Genomic DNA, 17,093 nt, shown 5'->3' with positions numbered 1-17,093 from the left:
ACGGCACGGTGCCCGTACCCGTAACCCCCGTATCCCACGGGCGCCGCGCCGCGGCACCCCCTGCCCGTCTCCCCCTCCGGGAGCCCGCTCGACACGCTCTGATGCACGGAACACGAGGTCCCCCCATGCTGCTCGCGGCCGACGCACCCCCCGCACCCGAGGCCCCGCCCCACACCGGCGGCCTGCTCCTTCTCATAGACGGGACGGCCGGTCTGCTGACCGTCGCCGTCCTCGGAATCGTTCTCCTCCTCTTCCTGATCATCAAGGTCAGGCTCCAGCCGTTCGTCGCCCTGCTCGGTGTCTCCATAGCCGTCGGCCTCGCCGCCGGACTCTCCGTCACCGAACTCTTCGGCACCGTCCAGAAGTCGGCAGCCGTCTCGATGATCGAGTCGGGCATGGGCGGCATCCTCGGCCATGTCGCGATCATCATCGGACTCGGCACGATGCTCGGCGCGATCCTTGAAGTGTCGGGCGGAGCCGAGGTGTTGAGCACCCGGCTGCTCAACCTCTTCGGTGAGAAGCGCGCCCCGCTCGCGATGGGCGTCACCGGTGTCGTCTTCGGTGTCCCGGTCTTCTTCGACGTCGGCATCTTCGTCCTCGCGCCGATCGTCTACGCCGCCGCCAAGCGCTCCGGCAAATCGATCCTGCTGTACGCGATGCCGCTGCTCGCCGGCCTGTCGATGACCCATGCCTTCCTGCCGCCGCACCCGGGCCCCGTCGCCGCCGCCGGTCTGTTCGACGTGGACCTCGGCTGGGTCATCCTGATGGGCGTCGTCGTCGGAGTCCCGGCCGTGCTCGCCGCCTGGGTCTACGCCGCGTGGATCGGGAAGCGCATCTTCGTCGACGTACCGCAGGACATGGTCGAGGCCGCGGCCGAGGCCAAGAGCGCCGTCGCCGCCGAGCAGCGCGCCTCGGGCGTCGCCCCGCCCGAGAAGCCGGTCGCCCTCGGCACGGTGCTGGCCATCATCGGCACCCCGCTGATCCTCATCCTGCTGGCGACGTTCTCCTCCATAGCCCTGGACCCGAGCACGCTCCGGTCGGTCGTCGAGTTCTTCGGCCACCCCTTCGTGGCGCTGACGATCGCGCTGCTGCTCGCGTACTACCTGCTCGGCATCCGGCGCGGCTGGTCGCGCAACTCCCTGGAGACCGTCTCCACCGCGTCCCTCAAGCCGGTCGGCAACATCCTGCTGGTCGTCGGCGCCGGCGGGGTCTTCGGAGCCGTGCTGAAGGGCAGCGGCATCGCGGACGCGCTCGCCGACACCTTCAACGACGTCGGCCTGCCGGTCATCCTGCTGGCCTGGCTGATCTCGGTCGTGCTGCGGGTGGCCCAGGGCTCGGCGACCGTCGCGATCGTCACCACGGCGGGCATCGTCGTACCGCTGGTCGACGGACAGGACATGTCACAGGCGCACCTCGCGCTGATCATCATGGCGATCTCGGCGGGCTCGATCTTCGCCTCGCACGTCAACGACGGCGGGTTCTGGATGGTGGCCAAGTACTTCGGCATCTCCGAGCGCGACACCCTGAAGTCGTGGACGGTGCTGGAGACGGTCCTGTCGGTGGCCGGATTCGTGGTGGCGGCGCTGCTCAGCCTGGTGATCTAGGTACGAGCGCGCACTCGGAGCCGGGCGGCGGCCACCGGCTCGCGGTGGCCGTCGTGTTGCCCGGCGGAAACGGAACCGAGACCGCCGGACCTCTTGCGCGATCTTCACCGTACGGCTTTGGTGACCCGAGTCACTTACGGGGACGAGTGTGGAGGTCGACGCATGGCAGAAATCACCGACAGCGGTACGGGCGCCGCCAAATCGAGCCCACGCAAGTCGAGTTGGAGATACATCGGCCCCGGCATCGTGGTGGCCGCGACCGGTGTCGGCGCCGGCGACCTGGTCGCCACCCTCATCGCGGGCAGCAAGTTCGGCTACACGCTGCTCTGGGCAGCCGTCATCGGCTGCGTCGTCAAGATCTCCCTGGCCGAGGCCGCCGGCCGCTGGCATCTCGCCACCGGCCGCACCCTCTTCGAGGGCTGGCGCAGCCTCGGTCAGTGGACCACCGTCTACTTCGCGATCTACGTCGTGGTCTGGGGCTTCGTCTACGGCGCGACCGCCATGTCGTCGAGCGCCCTGCCGATCGTCGCGCTCTTCCCCGACGGACCCGGTCTGAAGACCGTGGCGGTGATCACGGGCCTGGTCGGGCTGGTCTTCGTCTGGTTCAACCAGTACGCCGTCTTCGAGAAGGTCATGACGGTTCTGATCGGCGTGATGTTCGTCGTCGTGGTGTACGTCGCGATACGCGTCGCACCCGACATGGGCGCGAGTTTCGCCGGTCTCCTGCCCGTGCTGCCGGACGGCTCGCTGCTCTACACGCTGGGCCTGATCGGCGGTGTGGGCGGCACGATCACGATGGCCGCGTACGGGTACTGGGTCAACGCCAAGGGCTGGACCGACTCCGGCTGGATGAAGGTGATGCGGCTGGACAACCGCGTCGCGTACATCACCACCGGCATCTTCGTCGTGGCGATGCTGATCGTCGGCGCGGAGCTGCTGCACGCCTCGCAGATCGCCCTCACCAAGGGCGATCAAGGGCTCGTGGATCTCGGCGCCATCCTGGAGGAGCGCTTCGGCGCCACGACGGCGAAGCTCTTCCTGGTCGGCTTCTTCGCCACGTCCTTCTCGTCACTGATCGGCGTCTGGCACGGCGTCAGTCTGATGTTCGCGGACTTCGTGGAGCGCTGGCAGCTGGACCGCAAGGGCGTCTCCGTCGACAGGGGAACAGTGGGCGAGGTCGCGGCGGGCAAGCGCGAACGGTCGCTGCCGTTCCGCGTGTATCTGCTCTGGCTGACGTTCCCGCCGATCACACTGCTCTTCCTCGACCAGCCCTTCGGCCTGGTGGTGGTCTACGGCGTGCTGGGCGCGTTCTTCATGCCGTTCCTGGCGCTCACGCTGCTGTGGCTGCTCAACTCCTCGCGTACGCCCACGGAGTGGCGCAACGGCATGCTGAGCAACGTGATGCTCGCGTCGGGCGGGCTGCTGTTCGTCGTCCTGTGCGTGCAGCAGGTGCGGGACCTGCCCTGGTGAGGGGCGGGCGGAAGAACACAGGCTGAGAGCACACGGTGGCGCCGTCGGAGTCCGACGGCGCCACCGGTTTGTGGGGGGTGGTTCGGGGTGTCGCGGTACGGCTACGGCAGGCCGTGCACGTGCGGGCCGACCGCCTTGGACCAGGCGTCGCCGGCCGTCGCGTCCCAGTTGGTGGACCAGGCCATCGCACCGCGCAGACCGGGGTAGGTCTTGTCGGGCTTGAAGCTGCCGCAGTTGGTGCCCTGCGTCAGGCAGTCCAGCGCGTCGTTGACGACGGCCGGGTCGGTGTAGCCGCCGCCCGCCGCGCTCGGCGAGGCCGGCAGGCCGAGGCCGACCTGGGAGGGGTCGAGGCCGCCTTCGAGCTGGATGCAGGCGAGCGCGGTCAGGAAGTCGACCGTGCCCTGGGAGTAGACCTGCCCGTCGCAACCGAGCATCGAACCGCTGTTGTAGTACTGCATGTTGACGACCGTGAGGATGTCCTTCACGGCGAGCGCCGTCTTGAAGTACTCGTTGGACGTCGACTGCATGTCGATGGTCTGCGGCGCCATCGTCAGGACGAAGCCGTCCCCCGCCTGACCGGCGATCGACTTCAACGCCTGTGTCATGTAGGTGGAGTCGAGGCCGTTCTCCAGGTCGATGTCGACGCCGTCGAAGCCGTAGTCGTCCATCAGCGCGGACACGGATTCGGCGAACGCGTTCGCCGACGCCTCGTCGTTGACCGAGACGGTGCCCTTCTCGCCGCCGATGGAGATGACGACCGACTTGCCCGCGGCCTGCTTCGCGGCGACATCGGCCCGGAACTGCTCGTCGGTGTAGCCGCCGAGACCGGCCGAGTCGAGGGTGAAATCGACCTGCCCGGGTGTGGCGGTGGCGTCCGCGAACGCGACGGCGATGATGTCGTAGTCGTCCTGGACCTCGGCCAGCGTCTGGACGGTGGCGCCGTTGTCGAAGTTCTGCCAGTACCCGGTCACGGCGTGGGCCGGAACGGCGGCGGGCGCGGCGGCGGCAGGCGCGGGCTCGTTCGCGGCGTTGGCCACGGGTACGGCCAGTCCGGCGACCGCGAGGACGCCTGCTACGGCGAGGACTTTGAGCGTGCGGGGAGTGCGGGGTCGCGCTTTCCGGTGCACTGCATGGCCTCCGTGGGGGGAGATGTGGGGGCGGTACGGAACGGTGGCCACCGTTTGAACGTACAAGCTGGTCCAGACCATTGGCCCTTGTCAAGGGGCTGGACACGATGGGCCGTTTTCGGACCGGCCACGCAGCAGCGCCGCCGGGGGAGCGGCGGCGCTGCTGGTCCGGGCGTGGGGGAGCGTGCGGTGCGGGTGATTACGGCAGGGCGTGGACGTGCGGCCCGACCGCGTTCGACCAGGCGTTGCCGGCCGTCGCGTCCCAGTTGGTGGACCAGGTCATCGCGCCGCGCAGCGACGGGTAGGTCCTCGACGGCTTGAAGGTGCCGCAGTTGGTGCCGCGCGTCAGGCAGTCGAGGGCGTTGTTGACGATGGCCGGGGAGACGTAACCGCTGCCCGCGCCACGTGTGGAGGCCGGGACCCCGAGGCCGACCTGGGAGGGGTCGAGGCCGCCTTCGAGCTGGATGCAGGCGAGCGCGGTGAGGAAGTCGACGGAGCCCTGGGAGTAGACCTTGCCGTCGCAGCCGAGCATCGAACCGCTGTTGTAGTACTGCATGTTGACGACGGTGAGGATGTCCTTCACGGCGAGCGCCGTCTTGAAGTACTCGTTGGACGTCGACTGCATGTCGATGGTCTGCGGCGCCATGGTGAGCACCAGACCGGAGCCGGCCTTCGCGGAGAGCTGCCGCAGCGCCTTGGTCAGATAGGTGGAGTTGATGCCGTGTTCGAGGTCGATGTCGACCCCGTTGAAGCCGTACTCCTGCATCAGGGCGTAGGTGCTGTCGGCGAACGCCGCCGCCGAGGCGTCACTGTTGATCGTGACGTTGCCCTTCTCGCCGCCGACCGAGATGATCACGGACTTGCCGGCGGCCTTCTTGGCGGCGACGTCGGACTTGAACTCGGCGACGCCCGAGTAGCCGACGGCCGGGTCCAGGTTGAAGACGATCTGGCCCGGTGTGGTCGTCGAGTCGGCGAACGACACGGCGATGATGTCGAACTGCGACTGGACGTCCCGGAGTTTCTGGACGGCCGCGCCGTTGTCGAAGTTCTGCCAGTAGCCGGTCAGCGCGTGCCTCGGCACCGAGGGCCCGCCGGGACCGCCGCCGGGTGAGGTCCGGCCGCTGACGGCCGCGGACTTCGCGGACTCGCCGGCCGCGTTGGTCGCCGACACCTGGAACTGGTACGTGGTGGCCGCCGCCAGTCCGGTCACGGTCGCCGACGTCCCGCTCGCCGTCTGCCCCTTCGTGCCGTCGCGGTAGATGTTGTACCCGGTCGCCCCGCTCACCGCGTTCCAGCTCAGCGCGACCGACGAGCTGGTCACGGCGCCGGTGGTGAGCCCGGCGGGGGTGCCGGGGGCCTGCGGGTCGGGGTCGCCGCCCCCGCCGCCGTCCGGGCCGAAGACGGAGAGGTCGTCGACGAGGTACGCGCTCTGCCCGTACCAGCCGTGCGTGTAGACGGTGACCGCGCGCGTCGAGGCGCCGGTCCTGAAGGTCGTGGTGAGCTGCTTCCAGCCGCTCTCACCGGGCGTCCAGGTCGACACGTCGGTGGTCCCGGTGCCGCTGGCCCCGAGATACGCGTACCCGCCCTGCACCCACGCGCTCAGTGTGTAGGTGGAGTTGGGCTGCACGGCCACGGACTGCGAGCACCTGGCGTTGTCCTGCCCGGCGGGTGTCGCCCTCAGCGCGCCGGCCCCGCTCCGTACGGGAGACCCGACGACGGCCCCGCTCCCGCCGGAACACGACCAGTTGGCGAGCCCGGCCTCGAAGCCGGCGTTCTTGGCCACGTTGATGTCGGCGGCCTGCGCGACGCCGCCCAGCGCGCCCACGCTCAGGGCCCCGGCGGCCAGGACGGCCACCATCCCTCCCAGCCGGCCGCGCCTCCTGCCGGGCCGGTTGCCGGTGGCGCCGGTGCTGCCGGGTCTGCGTCTGCCGTCGGGTACACGTTCCACTTGATGCCTCCGCTGGGGATGTCGGGTTGGAGGTACGGATCAGGAACGGTGGCCACCGCCAGGCCCGGGACAGGACCTGGCGTAAAAATGGTCCAGACCATTCGAGTTGTCAATACCTCTGGCACGACATCCCTCCGGCGGGAGATCCCCGCGCGGTGGCGACGTGGGCGCCGGCTACTCGTCCTGGAGCCGGTCCGCCGCGTAGCCCGCCACCACGCCCACCACCAGGACCGCGTTCGACATCAGGATTCCCTCGGCCTCCAGGTCGTGCCACTGCATCACCATGTTCAGCGCCTGGGCCGCCACGCCGACGGTGAAGACCGCCAGGGCGTGCTGCGTCCTCGAATCGCGGAACGGGTCGCGGTGGAACCTGCCGGCCGCCCAGGTGGCCAGCGCGATGCAGACGGCGTTCGGGATGTGGATCAGCATCAGTCTGCCGTCGAAGGTCTCCAGGTTCTCCGAGGTGGCCAGGTGGTCGTTGACCAGCGTGGTCTGCAGGTACTCCGTCAGGACCAGGACGACGATGCCGGCCGCCCAGGCGCGTGCGAGCGCGAACACCGCCGCTCCGCGTCCCTCGTCCCGCTGGGCGGACGCCCCCGGGTAGCCGTACCTCGTCATCGCCAACCGCCTCCGTAAGTGCTCGTGCCGTGGCCGGGGGCGGGAACCTGAATCCCGCCCTCTCAGACCACCGTGAAGAGAAGAACCGCCGCGAAGCCGGCCGCCGCCAGCCCGCAGCCCGCCACCAGCAGCCCGTACTGGAGCAGCGGCGACCAGTTGCCGCGGGACGCGACCGTCGCCGTGCGCTCCGGAGCCGCCGGGTCGTACGCCACCATCACCGGGTCGCCGACGCGAATCGACCGGCTCGCCAGATCCTCGAACTCGACCTGGCGGCCGTCCGGCAAACGGAAGGTGAAGAAGTACCGCCGTGCGTCGGACCGGTTGTAAGGCTCCTGATCGATCCGTACGCAGACGCCTTCTGCCCGAATGCCTTTTCGCAGTGCCCGATTCACGCCCGAAAGGCGACGCGCGTAGTGCGTTGCCAACCAGCCGAAAAGCAGAATCATGCCGCCGAAGAAAAGGTAATCACCGCCCGGAACATCCATTGCCGACCGCCTATTCGACCGTGATCGATTCGATGATCTTCTTCAGGTCGCCCTCGCCGAGCGCGCCCTTGACCGCGTCGATCCGTACCGCGAATGTCTTGTCGCCGGCGTCCAGTCCCGCGATGATCACGCCGTCGACCCGGGTCCCCGCCTTCGGGGCGAGCGCCCCGCCCGGGGTCCCCGACCCGGAACCGTCGCCCGAATCCTTCTGGGTGAACTCGAAGTTGATCCGCCGGGCCTCCTCCTCGCCGTCCGGGCCGGAGACCGTGATCTCCTCCTGCTTCCCGAGCGTCGAGCCGAGCGCGACCCCCGCCTCCGCGCCGATCGCCGCCTCCTCCACCGAGTCGGCGTCCGTGAAGTCCAGCTGCACGGTGATCATCCCGATGGTCCCGCTGTCGTCCCGGAGCGTCGCCGCCGCGGCGTTGTACTTGCTGCGCTCGGCGGCGCTCTGCGCCTTGAACTCCGGCGGGTGGGCCACCGTCACGGCCGGGGTCCTGAGCGTCCCCCAGCCCTCCGGCACCGTGCCGCTGCTCGCCTCCGTGCCGCACCCCGCCGCGAGCAGGAGTGCCGCGAGCGCGGCGGTCGCGGTCGCGAGGGCCGTCCGTCCGGCGGGCCCGGCCGTCGTGTCTTCTCTCTTGCCGTCGTTGCTGCTCATGGCGTGTGTGCTCCTGTCCCCGGGATCAGTTCGCACAGTAGCTGTACGGGACGTAGCTGCGGTTGTTCCCCTGCGGCGCACCCAGGAACTGCGCGTCGTTGAGGTTCTCCTCCTTCTTCTCGGTGGAGACCGAGAAGCCGAAGCTCAGACCCAGATTCAGTTCGAATCCGTACTCGGCGGCCTCCGTCTGGCCGGTGTACGTGTTCTTGCTGGACAGGCCCTCGTCGAAGAGGAGCTGCCCGAACGGGTCGTCGGCGCCGGGCCGCTTCGTCGGCGCGTGGTCGTCGAACATGTAGGCGAACGGCGCTCCGTTGTCGCCGGTGCCGTCGAGGAACTCCTGGGCGACGGCGCGCTGCTTGTCACCCTCGGGGCCCGGCTTGAGGACGATCGAGTTGGTGACGACCTCGATACCGGACTCGTCGTCGGTGCCCTTGCCGCTGCCGCTGCCGCCGCGCTTGTCGCCGTCCTTCTTGCCGTTGTCGCCGCCGACCGAGACGCCGTCCTTCGTGGCGCCCTTCTCGACCGTACGCGTCATGTCGATGCGCAGCAGCTCACCGGTCGTCTTGTCGTGGCTGACCGTGATGGTGCCGGTCTGGGTGGTGGTCGCGCTCGACTCGCCGCTGATGGGCCCGGCCTCGTAGCCGACCTTGCCCGTGTACTCGATGGCCGCGCTGTACGTGTACGACTTGAGGTTGCGGTAGTTGTTGTCGGTCCAGGTCACCTCGGGCGAGAACTTGAAGCTGCCGCCGAGGGTCGCGCTGAGCTTCGACTCGTCGCCCGCCGACAGCTTCATACCGCCGGCGGCGCTGGCCTCCAGGCCGACCTTGCCGTAGCTGATGTGCCGGTTGCCGAGCTTCTCGTCGATGCGCTTGCGGAGCTGCTCCTCCTCGTACATCGGCCCGCTGTTGAAGAAGTAGGCGATGCTGTTGCCGAGCCCGCCCCCACGCGAGTTGGAGTGCCGGTTGGCCAGCTCGTACGTCTTGAGGTCCTCGATGTCCTCGCGGAACCTGGCCGCGTCCTCCTCGCTGTCGAAGACCCAGGTGTCCCCGTTGGTCACCTTGATCCCGGCACCGAGCTCGACCTTGTCCGAGCCGAACTTGCCCACCTTGGCGCCCGGCTTCCAGTCCTTCTTGGCGGCGACGGACGCGGCGTCGGTGAAGGTCATCATCACCTGCTGGTCCTTGTCGTCGACCTTGCCGTCCTTGTTCACGTCGGTCTTGGACTGGAAGGTCTGCTGCTGGAACCCGTACTCCTCGCCCCACTCGATGAACAGCAGCTTGCCCTTGGCGCCGGCCTTGTCGCTGATCGAGGAGATCTGGCAGAGCGGCGGCTCGTAGTCTGCGTCCGTCTTCGGCGCGGCCTGGCTCTCCTTGCCGCCGCCCGGCGTGCACGGCCCGAACGTGACCAGGCACTTGAGCTGGTCGGCGATGGTCCCGTCGACACCGGTCCCCACCAGTGCCCCGGCGACCGCCGCGACGACCACCACCATGCCCACGTACTCGGTGGCGGAGGTGCCGCGGTCCCCTCGCGGCCCCACTCTGACCCCTCGTACCGGTTCCCGCCTCATCCGACCGTCCCCCTCGGTGGACCGCACAGCTCCTCTGTATGCGGAATCGGATTCGGAGCGTACGGAGGGGCCGGACCCGGTTGCGTGGGTCCCTGGACCCAACCCGGACCCAAAGACCACCAGTTGCCTGGTGGCCGCTGTTCGGGTCGGCTACTTTCAAGTTCAAATGAAACATGGGTTAACGCCTGACTGCTTCGCCCGCTTTTGGTGGTGCGTACGATGTGCGGGCCGCACCACCGACATCGGTGAGGTGTTCTCTGCGCCCTAAGTCGTGGATAAAGTGCTGAGCAGTAGTTGAAGCTGTTTCCAAGCGGAAGTGCGCGGAAGGGCTGCGACGAGCTGTACCCAGCAGGAGAGAACCGCGGTCACCGGAACTCCGGCGGCCGAGCTGAACGGGGATCCAGGTGTCAACCGCCATAGCTGTCACCAGTTACGATCTGGTGCTGCCACCGACCGACCAGCAGACGCCCACGGCGGCCCTGCTGCAGGCGCCCGATGCCCAGCCTCTGGAGGCTGCGCTCGCGGACATGCAGGTCTTGGTCGAGCAGCACGGTTATGTCGTCGCGCTCTATCCCGCCTCCATCCCGGTGGCGCACGAGCGGCGGCTGCACACGGTCCGTTCCGTCCTGGAGAGCGACCGGATCGCCCTCCTCAAGCTGGACCTGCCACCCCTCGGGCTCGCCGTACTCGTACGGCAGCTCCGACAGTTGTCGATCTGTGACTTCAGTGCCGGAGTCGTCGCTTCGGCGGCCCGGCTGCTCTCGCACTACATCCACGCCGGCGCGCTCCTCAACTCGGTCACCAAGCTGGACCGCGTCCCGGTGAGCCTCAAGGCGCACGCCAAGTCCTGGATGCCGGGCACGCAGTTCGGCGTACTCGCCAACCCGGACCCCCAGCTGATCAAGATCGGGAACGGTGAACTCACCGGTCCCGAATTCGGCACGCAACTGCTGGTCGGAAAGGGACAATTGCAATCGGACTGGGTGACCGCGACACTCGCTCCGGCCTGGCAGGTGCAGGGAGTGGAGGAGATGTCACTGCTCGCGGACTCACCCCGCTGGTGGGGAACGTCCAAGATGGTGGAATTCGCCGCGTTCCTGCCGGACATCTCCGTTCTCTACCAGCTGGTTTCATCCGTACGGCGAGAGGTGTGTTCCTGGTGCGGTCTCGAACTCATCGGTGATCGTTGCGGATTCTGCTCGGCTCCGCTCCCCGCCGCTGAGAACCAAACCCACGGTTCGGGTGTCTTGAATCAAGGAACACCAACCCGCCAGGGGTCGTAGCCCGCCGCCAGGCGGTCCGTACGGGCCGGAGGCGGCAGCCGGCACCGCGCGGCGACCGCAGCCCCCGTACCTGCCCCCCGCCACGTCAGTCCCCGTCCCACGTCTTCGAACGAGGTTGTCCCGCTCATGAATTCACGGCAACGCCGCGGCATCATTCTTCTGCTCCTCTCGGTCCTCTGCGCCTTCGGCGCCTTCGCCGGCGTGCTCTCGGTGATCAGCGACGTGAATTCGAAGGTCGGACCCGAGGTGGCCGCGTACCGGCTGAAGGCGGATGTCGCCCCCTACACGGCGCTGGAGGAGGGGCAGTTCGAGAAGATAGAGATGCCGAAGCGCTGGCTGTCCGACAACGCGGTCACCGACCTCGCCGTCGTCAACGGCAAGATCGCCGTCACCCAGCTCAAGAAGGGGTCGCTGCTCCAGGACGACATGATCGTCAAGCGTCCCGCCCTCGCCAACGACGAGCAGGAGATCGCGATCATGATCGACGCCGCGACCGGCGTCGCGGGCAAGATCAACGCGGGCGACCTGGTCAACATCTTCGCCACCTTCTCCGCCGAGAACGAGGGCGCCAAGGCGCAGTCCAGGATCATCGTCCCCAACGCCAAGGTCATCGACGTCGGTTCGCTGACGCCGCTGGAGCCCAAGGAGGACGACCGGGGCAGCAGCACCGGACCGCGCTCGGCCGTGCCGATCACCTTCGCCCTCAAGACCAAGGACGCCCAGCGCGTCGCCTACGCCGAGTCCTTCGCACAGCACGTACGCCTCGCCCTGCTTCCCGACGACAGCCCGACCACGCTGCGTCCCGGGGAGAGCACCTACACCCTCGAAGGGGACAAGTGAGGGACGAATGACGACCAGAATTCTTCCGGTCGTCGGCGATGCCGACGCCGCCAGATCCGTCACCACCCTGCTCAGCCAGCTCCCGGACGCGGAGCCGGCCGGGCCGGTCGGTGACTCCACCTCGCTGATCGACACCCTGGCCAGGCTGGCCGCGGAGTCGATCGACGAACTGCCGGAAGTAGTTCTGGTACATGAGCGGATCGGCCCCGTCCCAGCTCTTGAGCTGATCCGGGAGGTGGCCCTCCGCTTTCCCGCGGTCGGGGTCATCCTGGTCACCGCCGACGCGAGCCCCGGCCTCTTCTCGGCCGCGATGGACTCGGGCGCGCGTGGACTGGTGGGGCTGCCGCTCTCGTACGAGGAACTCGCCCAGCGCGTCCAGGCAGCCGCCGCCTGGTCCGTGGGCGTACGGCGCCATCTCGGCCACGGCGGCGACGTGTTCACCGGCCCCGGTGGCACCGTCGTCACGGTCAGCGGGGCGAAGGGCGGCGTCGGCACGACCGTGGCCGCCGTCCAGCTCGCCCTCGCCGCCAAGGCGTCGGGCATGACGGTGGCCCTCGCCGACCTGGACCTCCAGGCCGGTGACGTCGCCTCCTACCTGGACGTGCAGTTCCGCCGCTCGATCGTGGACCTCGCCACCATCCAGGACATCTCGCCCCGCGTGCTCCAGGACGCGGTCTTCACCCACCCCACCGGGATAGGACTGCTCCTCGCGCCGGGGGAGGGGGAACGGGGCGAGGAGATCAACGACCGCTCCGTACGCCAGATCGTCAGCGCGCTCCGCAACCGCTACGAGGTGGTGATCATCGACTGCGGCACCCAGACGACCAGCGCGAACGCGGCGGCGATCGAGATGGCCGACACCACCCTGCTGCTGACCACTCCGGACGTGGTGGCGGTCCGGGCGGCCAAGCGCATGGTCAAGCTCTGGGACCGGCTCCAGATCCGCAAGGCGGAGGAGACCACGATCGTGGTGAACCGCTACATGCGGAACACCGAGATCCAGCCGCCGCTCATCGAGAAGATCACCAGCACCAAGGTGTCGCGGGTGGTCATCCCGGCGAACTTCAAGGAGCTCCACGCGGCGGTCGACGCGGGCAGGATGCAGGACCTGGAGTCCAAGTCGACGGTGAAGCAGGCGCTCTGGGGGCTCGCGGGGGAGCTGGGACTGGTGAAGACTTCCGAAGGGGCGGAGAAGCAGGGGAAGTTCAAGGGAGACCGGGGGTCGGTCGGGGTGCGACGCGGACGGTCGAAATGACCGGAACGGCTGCGGTGACCAGAGGGATGACGAGGCTGAGGGGGCACGTTGAACCATGAGCAATCCACAGATACGGCCAGATGAACCGGGCGGCGTGACCCCGGTACCGGGCCCGCGCCGGTTCCTCGGCCGTGCACTCGACGACCGCGGCCAGGCCGCGGTCGAGTTCACCGGCCTGATGCCGGTCATCCTGGCCACCGCCGTCCTGCTCTGGCAGGCGGCGCTGGTCGGCTACACCTTCTCCCTCGCGGGCAACGCCGCCGACGAGGCCGTACGGGCCGGGACCGTGGCCCTCCCGGGGTCGCGCGACGCGGCGTGCGAGGAGGCCGGCGAGAAGGACCTGCCAGGGGCCTGGGACTCCACCATCGACTGCTGGACCGAGGGCGACCTCGTCAAGGCGCAGGTCGACCTCAAGGTCCCGGTGCTCTTCGCGGGCTCGGTCAATTTCCCGTTCACCGTTCCGGGCCGGTCGGCCGCCGTTAAGGAGAGCTGACCATGCCCGAGCGGACCCCGCGCAGCCAGGACAGGGGCCAGGCGGCCATCGAGTTCGCCGGCCTCATCACCCTCCTGCTCTTCATCGGCCTCACCGCCATACAGCTCGGTCTCGCGGCGTACGCCGTCCAGCAGGCCGGCACGGCGTCCCGCGCCGCCGCCCGCGCGGCCTCCCAGCACGACTCCGGTTACGCCGCCGTCGGCAAGGACTCGATGAGCGACTGGCTGGCCGACGACGCCGACATCCAGACGCCGCAGTACTTCGGCGACGAGATCACGGTCACCGCGACCGTCCCCATCCCGGCGATACTGCCGATCCTCGACTTCGGCGAAGCGGAGAGAAGCGCCACCATGCCCCGTGACTGACCGCAGCGGCCGGGCCCGCACCGTACGGACGCACCACCCGAGCACCACACCAGCACGACCTGGGAGTTGAGGACATGAGCCTGAGGGCGCGCATCAACAGCCCCGAGCCGACGAACGGGCTGAGCGAGGAGAGCCTGCTCGTCGGCGTGTACCGGGCCAAGCTCCTCGAGGAGATCGACCTCGCGGAGATGTCCGCACTGGCCGCGGCCGAGCGCCGGGCCCGGCTCGAACGCGTGCTGGGCCACATCATCAGCCGTGAGGGCCCCGTGCTCTCCTCCGGCGAGCGCTCCCAGCTCATCCGCCGCGTCGTCGACGAAGCCCTCGGCCTCGGCATCCTGGAACCCCTGCTCGAAGACGCGTCCATCAGCGAGATCATGGTGAACGGCCACGAGCAGGTCTTCGTGGAGCGCAGCGGCCGGCTGGAGATGCTGCCGATGCGGTTCACCTCCAACGAACAGCTGATGCAGACCATCGAGCGCATCGTCTCCACCGTCAACCGCCGTGTGGACGAGGCGAATCCGATGGTGGACGCGCGACTGCCGTCCGGCGAGCGTGTCAACGTCATCATCCCGCCGCTCTCCCTCAGCGGCCCCATTCTCACGATCCGCCGCTTCCCCCGGGCCTTCACCCTCCAGGAGATGATCGCCCTCGGCTCGCTCGACGAGCAGATGATGATCCTGCTGTCCGGGCTGGTCCGCGCGAAGTTCAACGTGATCGTGTCCGGAGCCACCGGTACCGGTAAGACGACCCTCCTCAACGCCCTGTCCGGCCTCATCCCGGACGGCGAGCGCATCGTCACCATCGAGGACTCCGCCGAACTCCAGCTCCAGCAGCAGCACGTGATCACCCTGGAGACCCGTCCGGCCAACGTGGAGGGCAAGGGCCAGATCACCATCCGCGACCTCGTACGCAACTCCCTGCGTATGCGCCCCGACCGCATCATCGTCGGTGAGGTCCGTGGCGGTGAGACGCTCGACATGCTCCAGGCGATGTCCACCGGTCACGACGGATCCCTGGCCACGGTCCACGCCAACAGCGCCGAGGACGCGCTGATGCGACTCCAGACCCTGGCATCGATGTCGGAGGTCGAGATCCCCTTCGTGGCGATCAAGGACCAGATCAACAGCGCCGTCGATGTGATCGTCCAGCTCACCAGGCACGCCGACGGCTCCCGCCGGATCACCGAGATCGCCATCGTCGACTCCCACGGCCGCGAGGAGTACCGGATCGTCTCGGTCTGCCGCTACCTCGCCCAGCCGATGTCCGCCGACGGCCGGATCCACGGCCACTTCGAGTACTACCCGCTGCCCCGCCGGATCGCGGACCGCCTCTACATGCGGAGCGAGCCCCTTCCCCCCGCCTTCGGAGTCGCCGAGTCCGAGGAGCAGCTCGCACTCCGGAAGTCGGCCGCCTGATCCCCGGCCACCACCACAGTCCCTGCCCGCCGCTCACTCAGAAGGTCCCCGCACGACATGGATAATCTCCCGCTCCTGACGATAGGCATCACACTGCTCATGTGTGTGCTCGGCGTCGTCGGCGTGCACGTCTACTCGGCGGGCAAGGCCCAACGGCAGGTCCTCGTCGACCGGATGTCCCAGACGGGCCAGATGGCGGCGGTCGGCGGCCGGCGGCAGCGCTTCGTCGGGATCGACCGGCGGCTCCGCAGGACCGGCATCGGCAAGCGCATCGAGCGCAAGATCGCCGTGACCGGTCTCGACCTGTCGCCCGGTGAGTACGCGATCTACGTCCTCGCCGGCCTGCTCGCCGTCTACTTCATCATCGGCGCCATCTTCGCCCCGTTCTTCGGCGTGCTGGCGGCCCTCGTCGGAGTCTGGGGCGGCAACGCGTTCCTCAACTGGCAGCGCACCAAGCGGACAGAAGCGTTCATCAACCAGCTTCCCGAGCTGACGCGCGTGCTCGCCAACGCCACCCAGGCGGGCCTCGCGATGCGTACGGCCCTGGTCATGGCGTCCGAGGAACTCGACAACCCGGCCGGCGAGGAGCTGCGCAAGGTGGCCGACCAGCTGGCCGTCGGACACTCCCTGGACGACGCGCTCGGCGAGCTCGCCGAGCGGCTGCCCTCCCGGGAACTCGTCGTACTCGTCACCACACTGATCCTCTCCAGCCGCGCCGGTGGCCAGGTCGTCAGCTCGCTGCGCAACCTCACCGAGACACTGGAGGAGCGCAAGGAGACCCGGCGAGAGGTCAAGACGATGCTCTCCCAGATCCAGGTCACCGCGCTCGCCGTGCCGATGCTCGGCCTCGGCTTCCTGCTGATGATCAACGCCACCACGCCCGGGGCGCTCGACAAGATGACCGGTTCGACGCTGGGACAAGTCGGCACCGTAATCGCCTTCGCCCTCTACGGCGTCGGCTTCTTCTTCATCCGCCGCATGTCCCGCATCCAGGTCTGAGAAAGGAGGGCACGCACCTCATGGAACTTCTGCTTCCGGCCCTCATGGGACTCGCCATCTACGGCGTCTTCCACGGCATCCGGCTCTACCGCGCCGACGCCAAGCTCCCCGGCGACCTGGCCGTGGCCCTGGAGGTCGGCGCCACCCGCACCACCGCGGTCGGCTCCGGCATCGACCGCATGGGCATGCGCTACGCCCCGTCCGTACTGCGGATGATGGGACCCAAGCGGGTCGACGCGCTGCGCCGCCGCCTCGACATGGCGGGCAACCCCGGCGGTATGACCGTCGACCGGTACGCGGCCCGCCGCGCCGTCTACGGCGCGCTCGGCACGATGGCCGCGCTCTCCCTGATCGTCCGCGGCCAGACGGTCATCGCGGTCGTCGCCTTCGCCTACGGCATGGTCTGGACCGACGTCATCATCCGCAGCGCCATCCGCCGGCGCCGCGCGGACATCGAGCGCACCCTGCCGGACTTCCTCGACGTTCTCGCGGTCGTCGTCTCCGCCGGCCTCGGCTTCCGCCAGGCCCTGGAGCGCGTCGCGGAGAAGTACAAGGGCCCCTGGTCCGACGAACTGCGCATCACACTGCGCCAGATGGACATGGGCGTGGGCCGCCGCGAGGCGTTCGACCAACTGCGCAAGCGCAACGACTCCGAACAGGTCTCGATGTTCGTCACCGCGCTCCAGCAGGGCGAGGAACTGGGCGCGCCGATCGTCGACACCCTGATCCAGATCGCCAACGACATGCGCCGTACCGACGCCCAGAGCGCCCGGCGGACCGCGGCGCAGGCGGTTCCCAAGACCACGCTCGTCGTGACCATGGTGATGCTTCCGGCGACCATGATCCTGATCGTCCTGAGCTTCTACTACGGTTCCGGTGTGGACTTCGGGGAGATCCTCTCCGGGGGCTGACGCCCCGCGCGCACCGGCGCGAGGACGCCGGCACCCGGACCAGACCGAGACCCATCCG

The 17,093-nt window shown here is 68.7% G+C and carries 16 protein-coding genes; 10 read left to right on the top strand and 6 right to left on the bottom strand.

Features of this window, described 5'->3' with window-relative positions; all coding sequences use genetic code 11:
• Positions 1–125: 125 nt before the first annotated feature.
• Both ACZ61E_RS23105 and ACZ61E_RS23100 read left to right on the top strand, forming a co-directional pair.
• Complete coding sequence (locus ACZ61E_RS23105; protein WP_469701738.1) at positions 126–1,604, top strand: GntP family permease; 1,479 nt, start codon at positions 126–128, stop codon at positions 1,602–1,604.
• Between the two features lie 162 nt (positions 1,605–1,766).
• Positions 1,767–3,074 carry an Nramp family divalent metal transporter gene (locus ACZ61E_RS23100; protein ID WP_469701737.1) on the top strand — a complete coding sequence of 436 codons (1,308 nt, stop codon included), beginning with the start codon at positions 1,767–1,769 and terminating at the stop codon, positions 3,072–3,074.
• A gap of 101 nt (positions 3,075–3,175) precedes the next feature.
• Here ACZ61E_RS23100 and ACZ61E_RS23095 read toward each other — a convergent pair whose 3' ends face one another.
• The 6 genes from ACZ61E_RS23095 to ACZ61E_RS23070 form a co-directional block, all read right to left on the bottom strand.
• A complete protein-coding gene (locus ACZ61E_RS23095; protein ID WP_469701736.1) occupies positions 3,176–4,282 on the bottom strand; it encodes a chitinase in 1,107 nt (368 codons plus the stop codon).
• A gap of 118 nt (positions 4,283–4,400) precedes the next feature.
• Complete coding sequence (locus ACZ61E_RS23090) at positions 4,401–6,059, bottom strand: chitinase (RefSeq protein WP_469701762.1); 1,659 nt, start codon at positions 6,057–6,059, stop codon at positions 4,401–4,403.
• 264 nt (positions 6,060–6,323) lie between these two features.
• A complete protein-coding gene (locus tag ACZ61E_RS23085) occupies positions 6,324–6,767 on the bottom strand; it encodes a hypothetical protein (RefSeq protein WP_469701735.1) in 444 nt (147 codons plus the stop codon).
• Positions 6,768–6,829: 62 nt separating this feature from the next.
• Entirely contained in the window at positions 6,830–7,252 is a 423-nt protein-coding gene (locus ACZ61E_RS23080) for a DUF3592 domain-containing protein (RefSeq protein ID WP_469701734.1), read from the bottom strand.
• A 10-nt stretch (positions 7,253–7,262) separates the two neighbouring features.
• Complete coding sequence (locus ACZ61E_RS23075) at positions 7,263–7,907, bottom strand: hypothetical protein (RefSeq protein WP_469701733.1); 645 nt, start codon at positions 7,905–7,907, stop codon at positions 7,263–7,265.
• 25 nt (positions 7,908–7,932) lie between these two features.
• Positions 7,933–9,444, bottom strand: coding sequence for a hypothetical protein (locus ACZ61E_RS23070; RefSeq protein ID WP_469701732.1), 1,512 nt, complete (start codon positions 9,442–9,444; stop codon positions 7,933–7,935).
• 434 nt (positions 9,445–9,878) lie between these two features.
• Here ACZ61E_RS23070 and ACZ61E_RS23065 point away from each other — a divergent pair, with 434 nt between their 5' ends.
• From ACZ61E_RS23065 to ACZ61E_RS23030, 8 genes are all read left to right on the top strand, one after another.
• Positions 9,879–10,757 (top strand): hypothetical protein, encoded by an 879-nt coding sequence (locus ACZ61E_RS23065; RefSeq protein WP_469701731.1) that lies wholly within the window; start codon positions 9,879–9,881, stop codon positions 10,755–10,757.
• Positions 10,758–10,883: 126 nt separating this feature from the next.
• The gene (gene cpaB, locus ACZ61E_RS23060) at positions 10,884–11,597 is read left to right on the top strand and encodes a Flp pilus assembly protein CpaB (protein WP_469701730.1); all 714 of its coding nucleotides are present in this window, start codon (positions 10,884–10,886) and stop codon (positions 11,595–11,597) included.
• Between the two features lie 7 nt (positions 11,598–11,604).
• A complete protein-coding gene (locus ACZ61E_RS23055) occupies positions 11,605–12,852 on the top strand; it encodes an AAA family ATPase (protein WP_469701729.1) in 1,248 nt (415 codons plus the stop codon).
• A 94-nt stretch (positions 12,853–12,946) separates the two neighbouring features.
• Positions 12,947–13,345: a TadE/TadG family type IV pilus assembly protein gene (locus ACZ61E_RS23050; RefSeq protein WP_469701728.1), complete on the top strand. Its 399-nt coding sequence runs from the start codon at positions 12,947–12,949 to the stop codon at positions 13,343–13,345.
• 2 nt (positions 13,346–13,347) lie between these two features.
• Positions 13,348–13,710, top strand: coding sequence for a TadE family protein (locus ACZ61E_RS23045; protein WP_469701727.1), 363 nt, complete (start codon positions 13,348–13,350; stop codon positions 13,708–13,710).
• A gap of 74 nt (positions 13,711–13,784) precedes the next feature.
• Positions 13,785–15,125, top strand: coding sequence for a CpaF family protein (locus ACZ61E_RS23040; RefSeq protein WP_469701726.1), 1,341 nt, complete (start codon positions 13,785–13,787; stop codon positions 15,123–15,125).
• Positions 15,126–15,182: 57 nt separating this feature from the next.
• Positions 15,183–16,124, top strand: coding sequence for a type II secretion system F family protein (locus tag ACZ61E_RS23035; RefSeq protein WP_469701725.1), 942 nt, complete (start codon positions 15,183–15,185; stop codon positions 16,122–16,124).
• A 20-nt stretch (positions 16,125–16,144) separates the two neighbouring features.
• The gene (locus ACZ61E_RS23030) at positions 16,145–17,035 is read left to right on the top strand and encodes a DUF5936 domain-containing protein (RefSeq protein WP_469701724.1); all 891 of its coding nucleotides are present in this window, start codon (positions 16,145–16,147) and stop codon (positions 17,033–17,035) included.
• Positions 17,036–17,093 lie beyond the last annotated feature (58 nt).

This window comes from Streptomyces sp. NPDC104581 (assembly GCF_055583685.1).
This window is presented reverse-complemented; position numbering and strand designations above follow the sequence as displayed.

What these genes read in the sequence shown, in the direction of transcription:
- ACZ61E_RS23080 (WP_469701734.1), bottom strand. Translation starts at nt 7,252, where the DNA reads ATGGATGTTCCGGGCGGTGATTACCTTTTCTTCGGCGGCATGATTCTG.
- ACZ61E_RS23045 (WP_469701727.1), top strand. Translation starts at nt 13,348, where the DNA reads ATGCCCGAGCGGACCCCGCGCAGCCAGGACAGGGGCCAGGCGGCCATC.
- ACZ61E_RS23035 (WP_469701725.1), top strand. Translation starts at nt 15,183, where the DNA reads ATGGATAATCTCCCGCTCCTGACGATAGGCATCACACTGCTCATGTGT.
- ACZ61E_RS23100 (WP_469701737.1), top strand. Translation starts at nt 1,767, where the DNA reads ATGGCAGAAATCACCGACAGCGGTACGGGCGCCGCCAAATCGAGCCCA.
- ACZ61E_RS23105 (WP_469701738.1), top strand. Translation starts at nt 126, where the DNA reads ATGCTGCTCGCGGCCGACGCACCCCCCGCACCCGAGGCCCCGCCCCAC.
- ACZ61E_RS23090 (WP_469701762.1), bottom strand. Translation starts at nt 6,059, where the DNA reads ATGGTGGCCGTCCTGGCCGCCGGGGCCCTGAGCGTGGGCGCGCTGGGC.
- cpaB (WP_469701730.1), top strand. Translation starts at nt 10,884, where the DNA reads ATGAATTCACGGCAACGCCGCGGCATCATTCTTCTGCTCCTCTCGGTC.
- ACZ61E_RS23055 (WP_469701729.1), top strand. Translation starts at nt 11,605, where the DNA reads ATGACGACCAGAATTCTTCCGGTCGTCGGCGATGCCGACGCCGCCAGA.
- ACZ61E_RS23040 (WP_469701726.1), top strand. Translation starts at nt 13,785, where the DNA reads ATGAGCCTGAGGGCGCGCATCAACAGCCCCGAGCCGACGAACGGGCTG.
- ACZ61E_RS23095 (WP_469701736.1), bottom strand. Translation starts at nt 4,282, where the DNA reads ATGGTCTGGACCAGCTTGTACGTTCAAACGGTGGCCACCGTTCCGTAC.
- ACZ61E_RS23085 (WP_469701735.1), bottom strand. Translation starts at nt 6,767, where the DNA reads ATGACGAGGTACGGCTACCCGGGGGCGTCCGCCCAGCGGGACGAGGGA.
- ACZ61E_RS23030 (WP_469701724.1), top strand. Translation starts at nt 16,145, where the DNA reads ATGGAACTTCTGCTTCCGGCCCTCATGGGACTCGCCATCTACGGCGTC.
- ACZ61E_RS23075 (WP_469701733.1), bottom strand. Translation starts at nt 7,907, where the DNA reads ATGAGCAGCAACGACGGCAAGAGAGAAGACACGACGGCCGGGCCCGCC.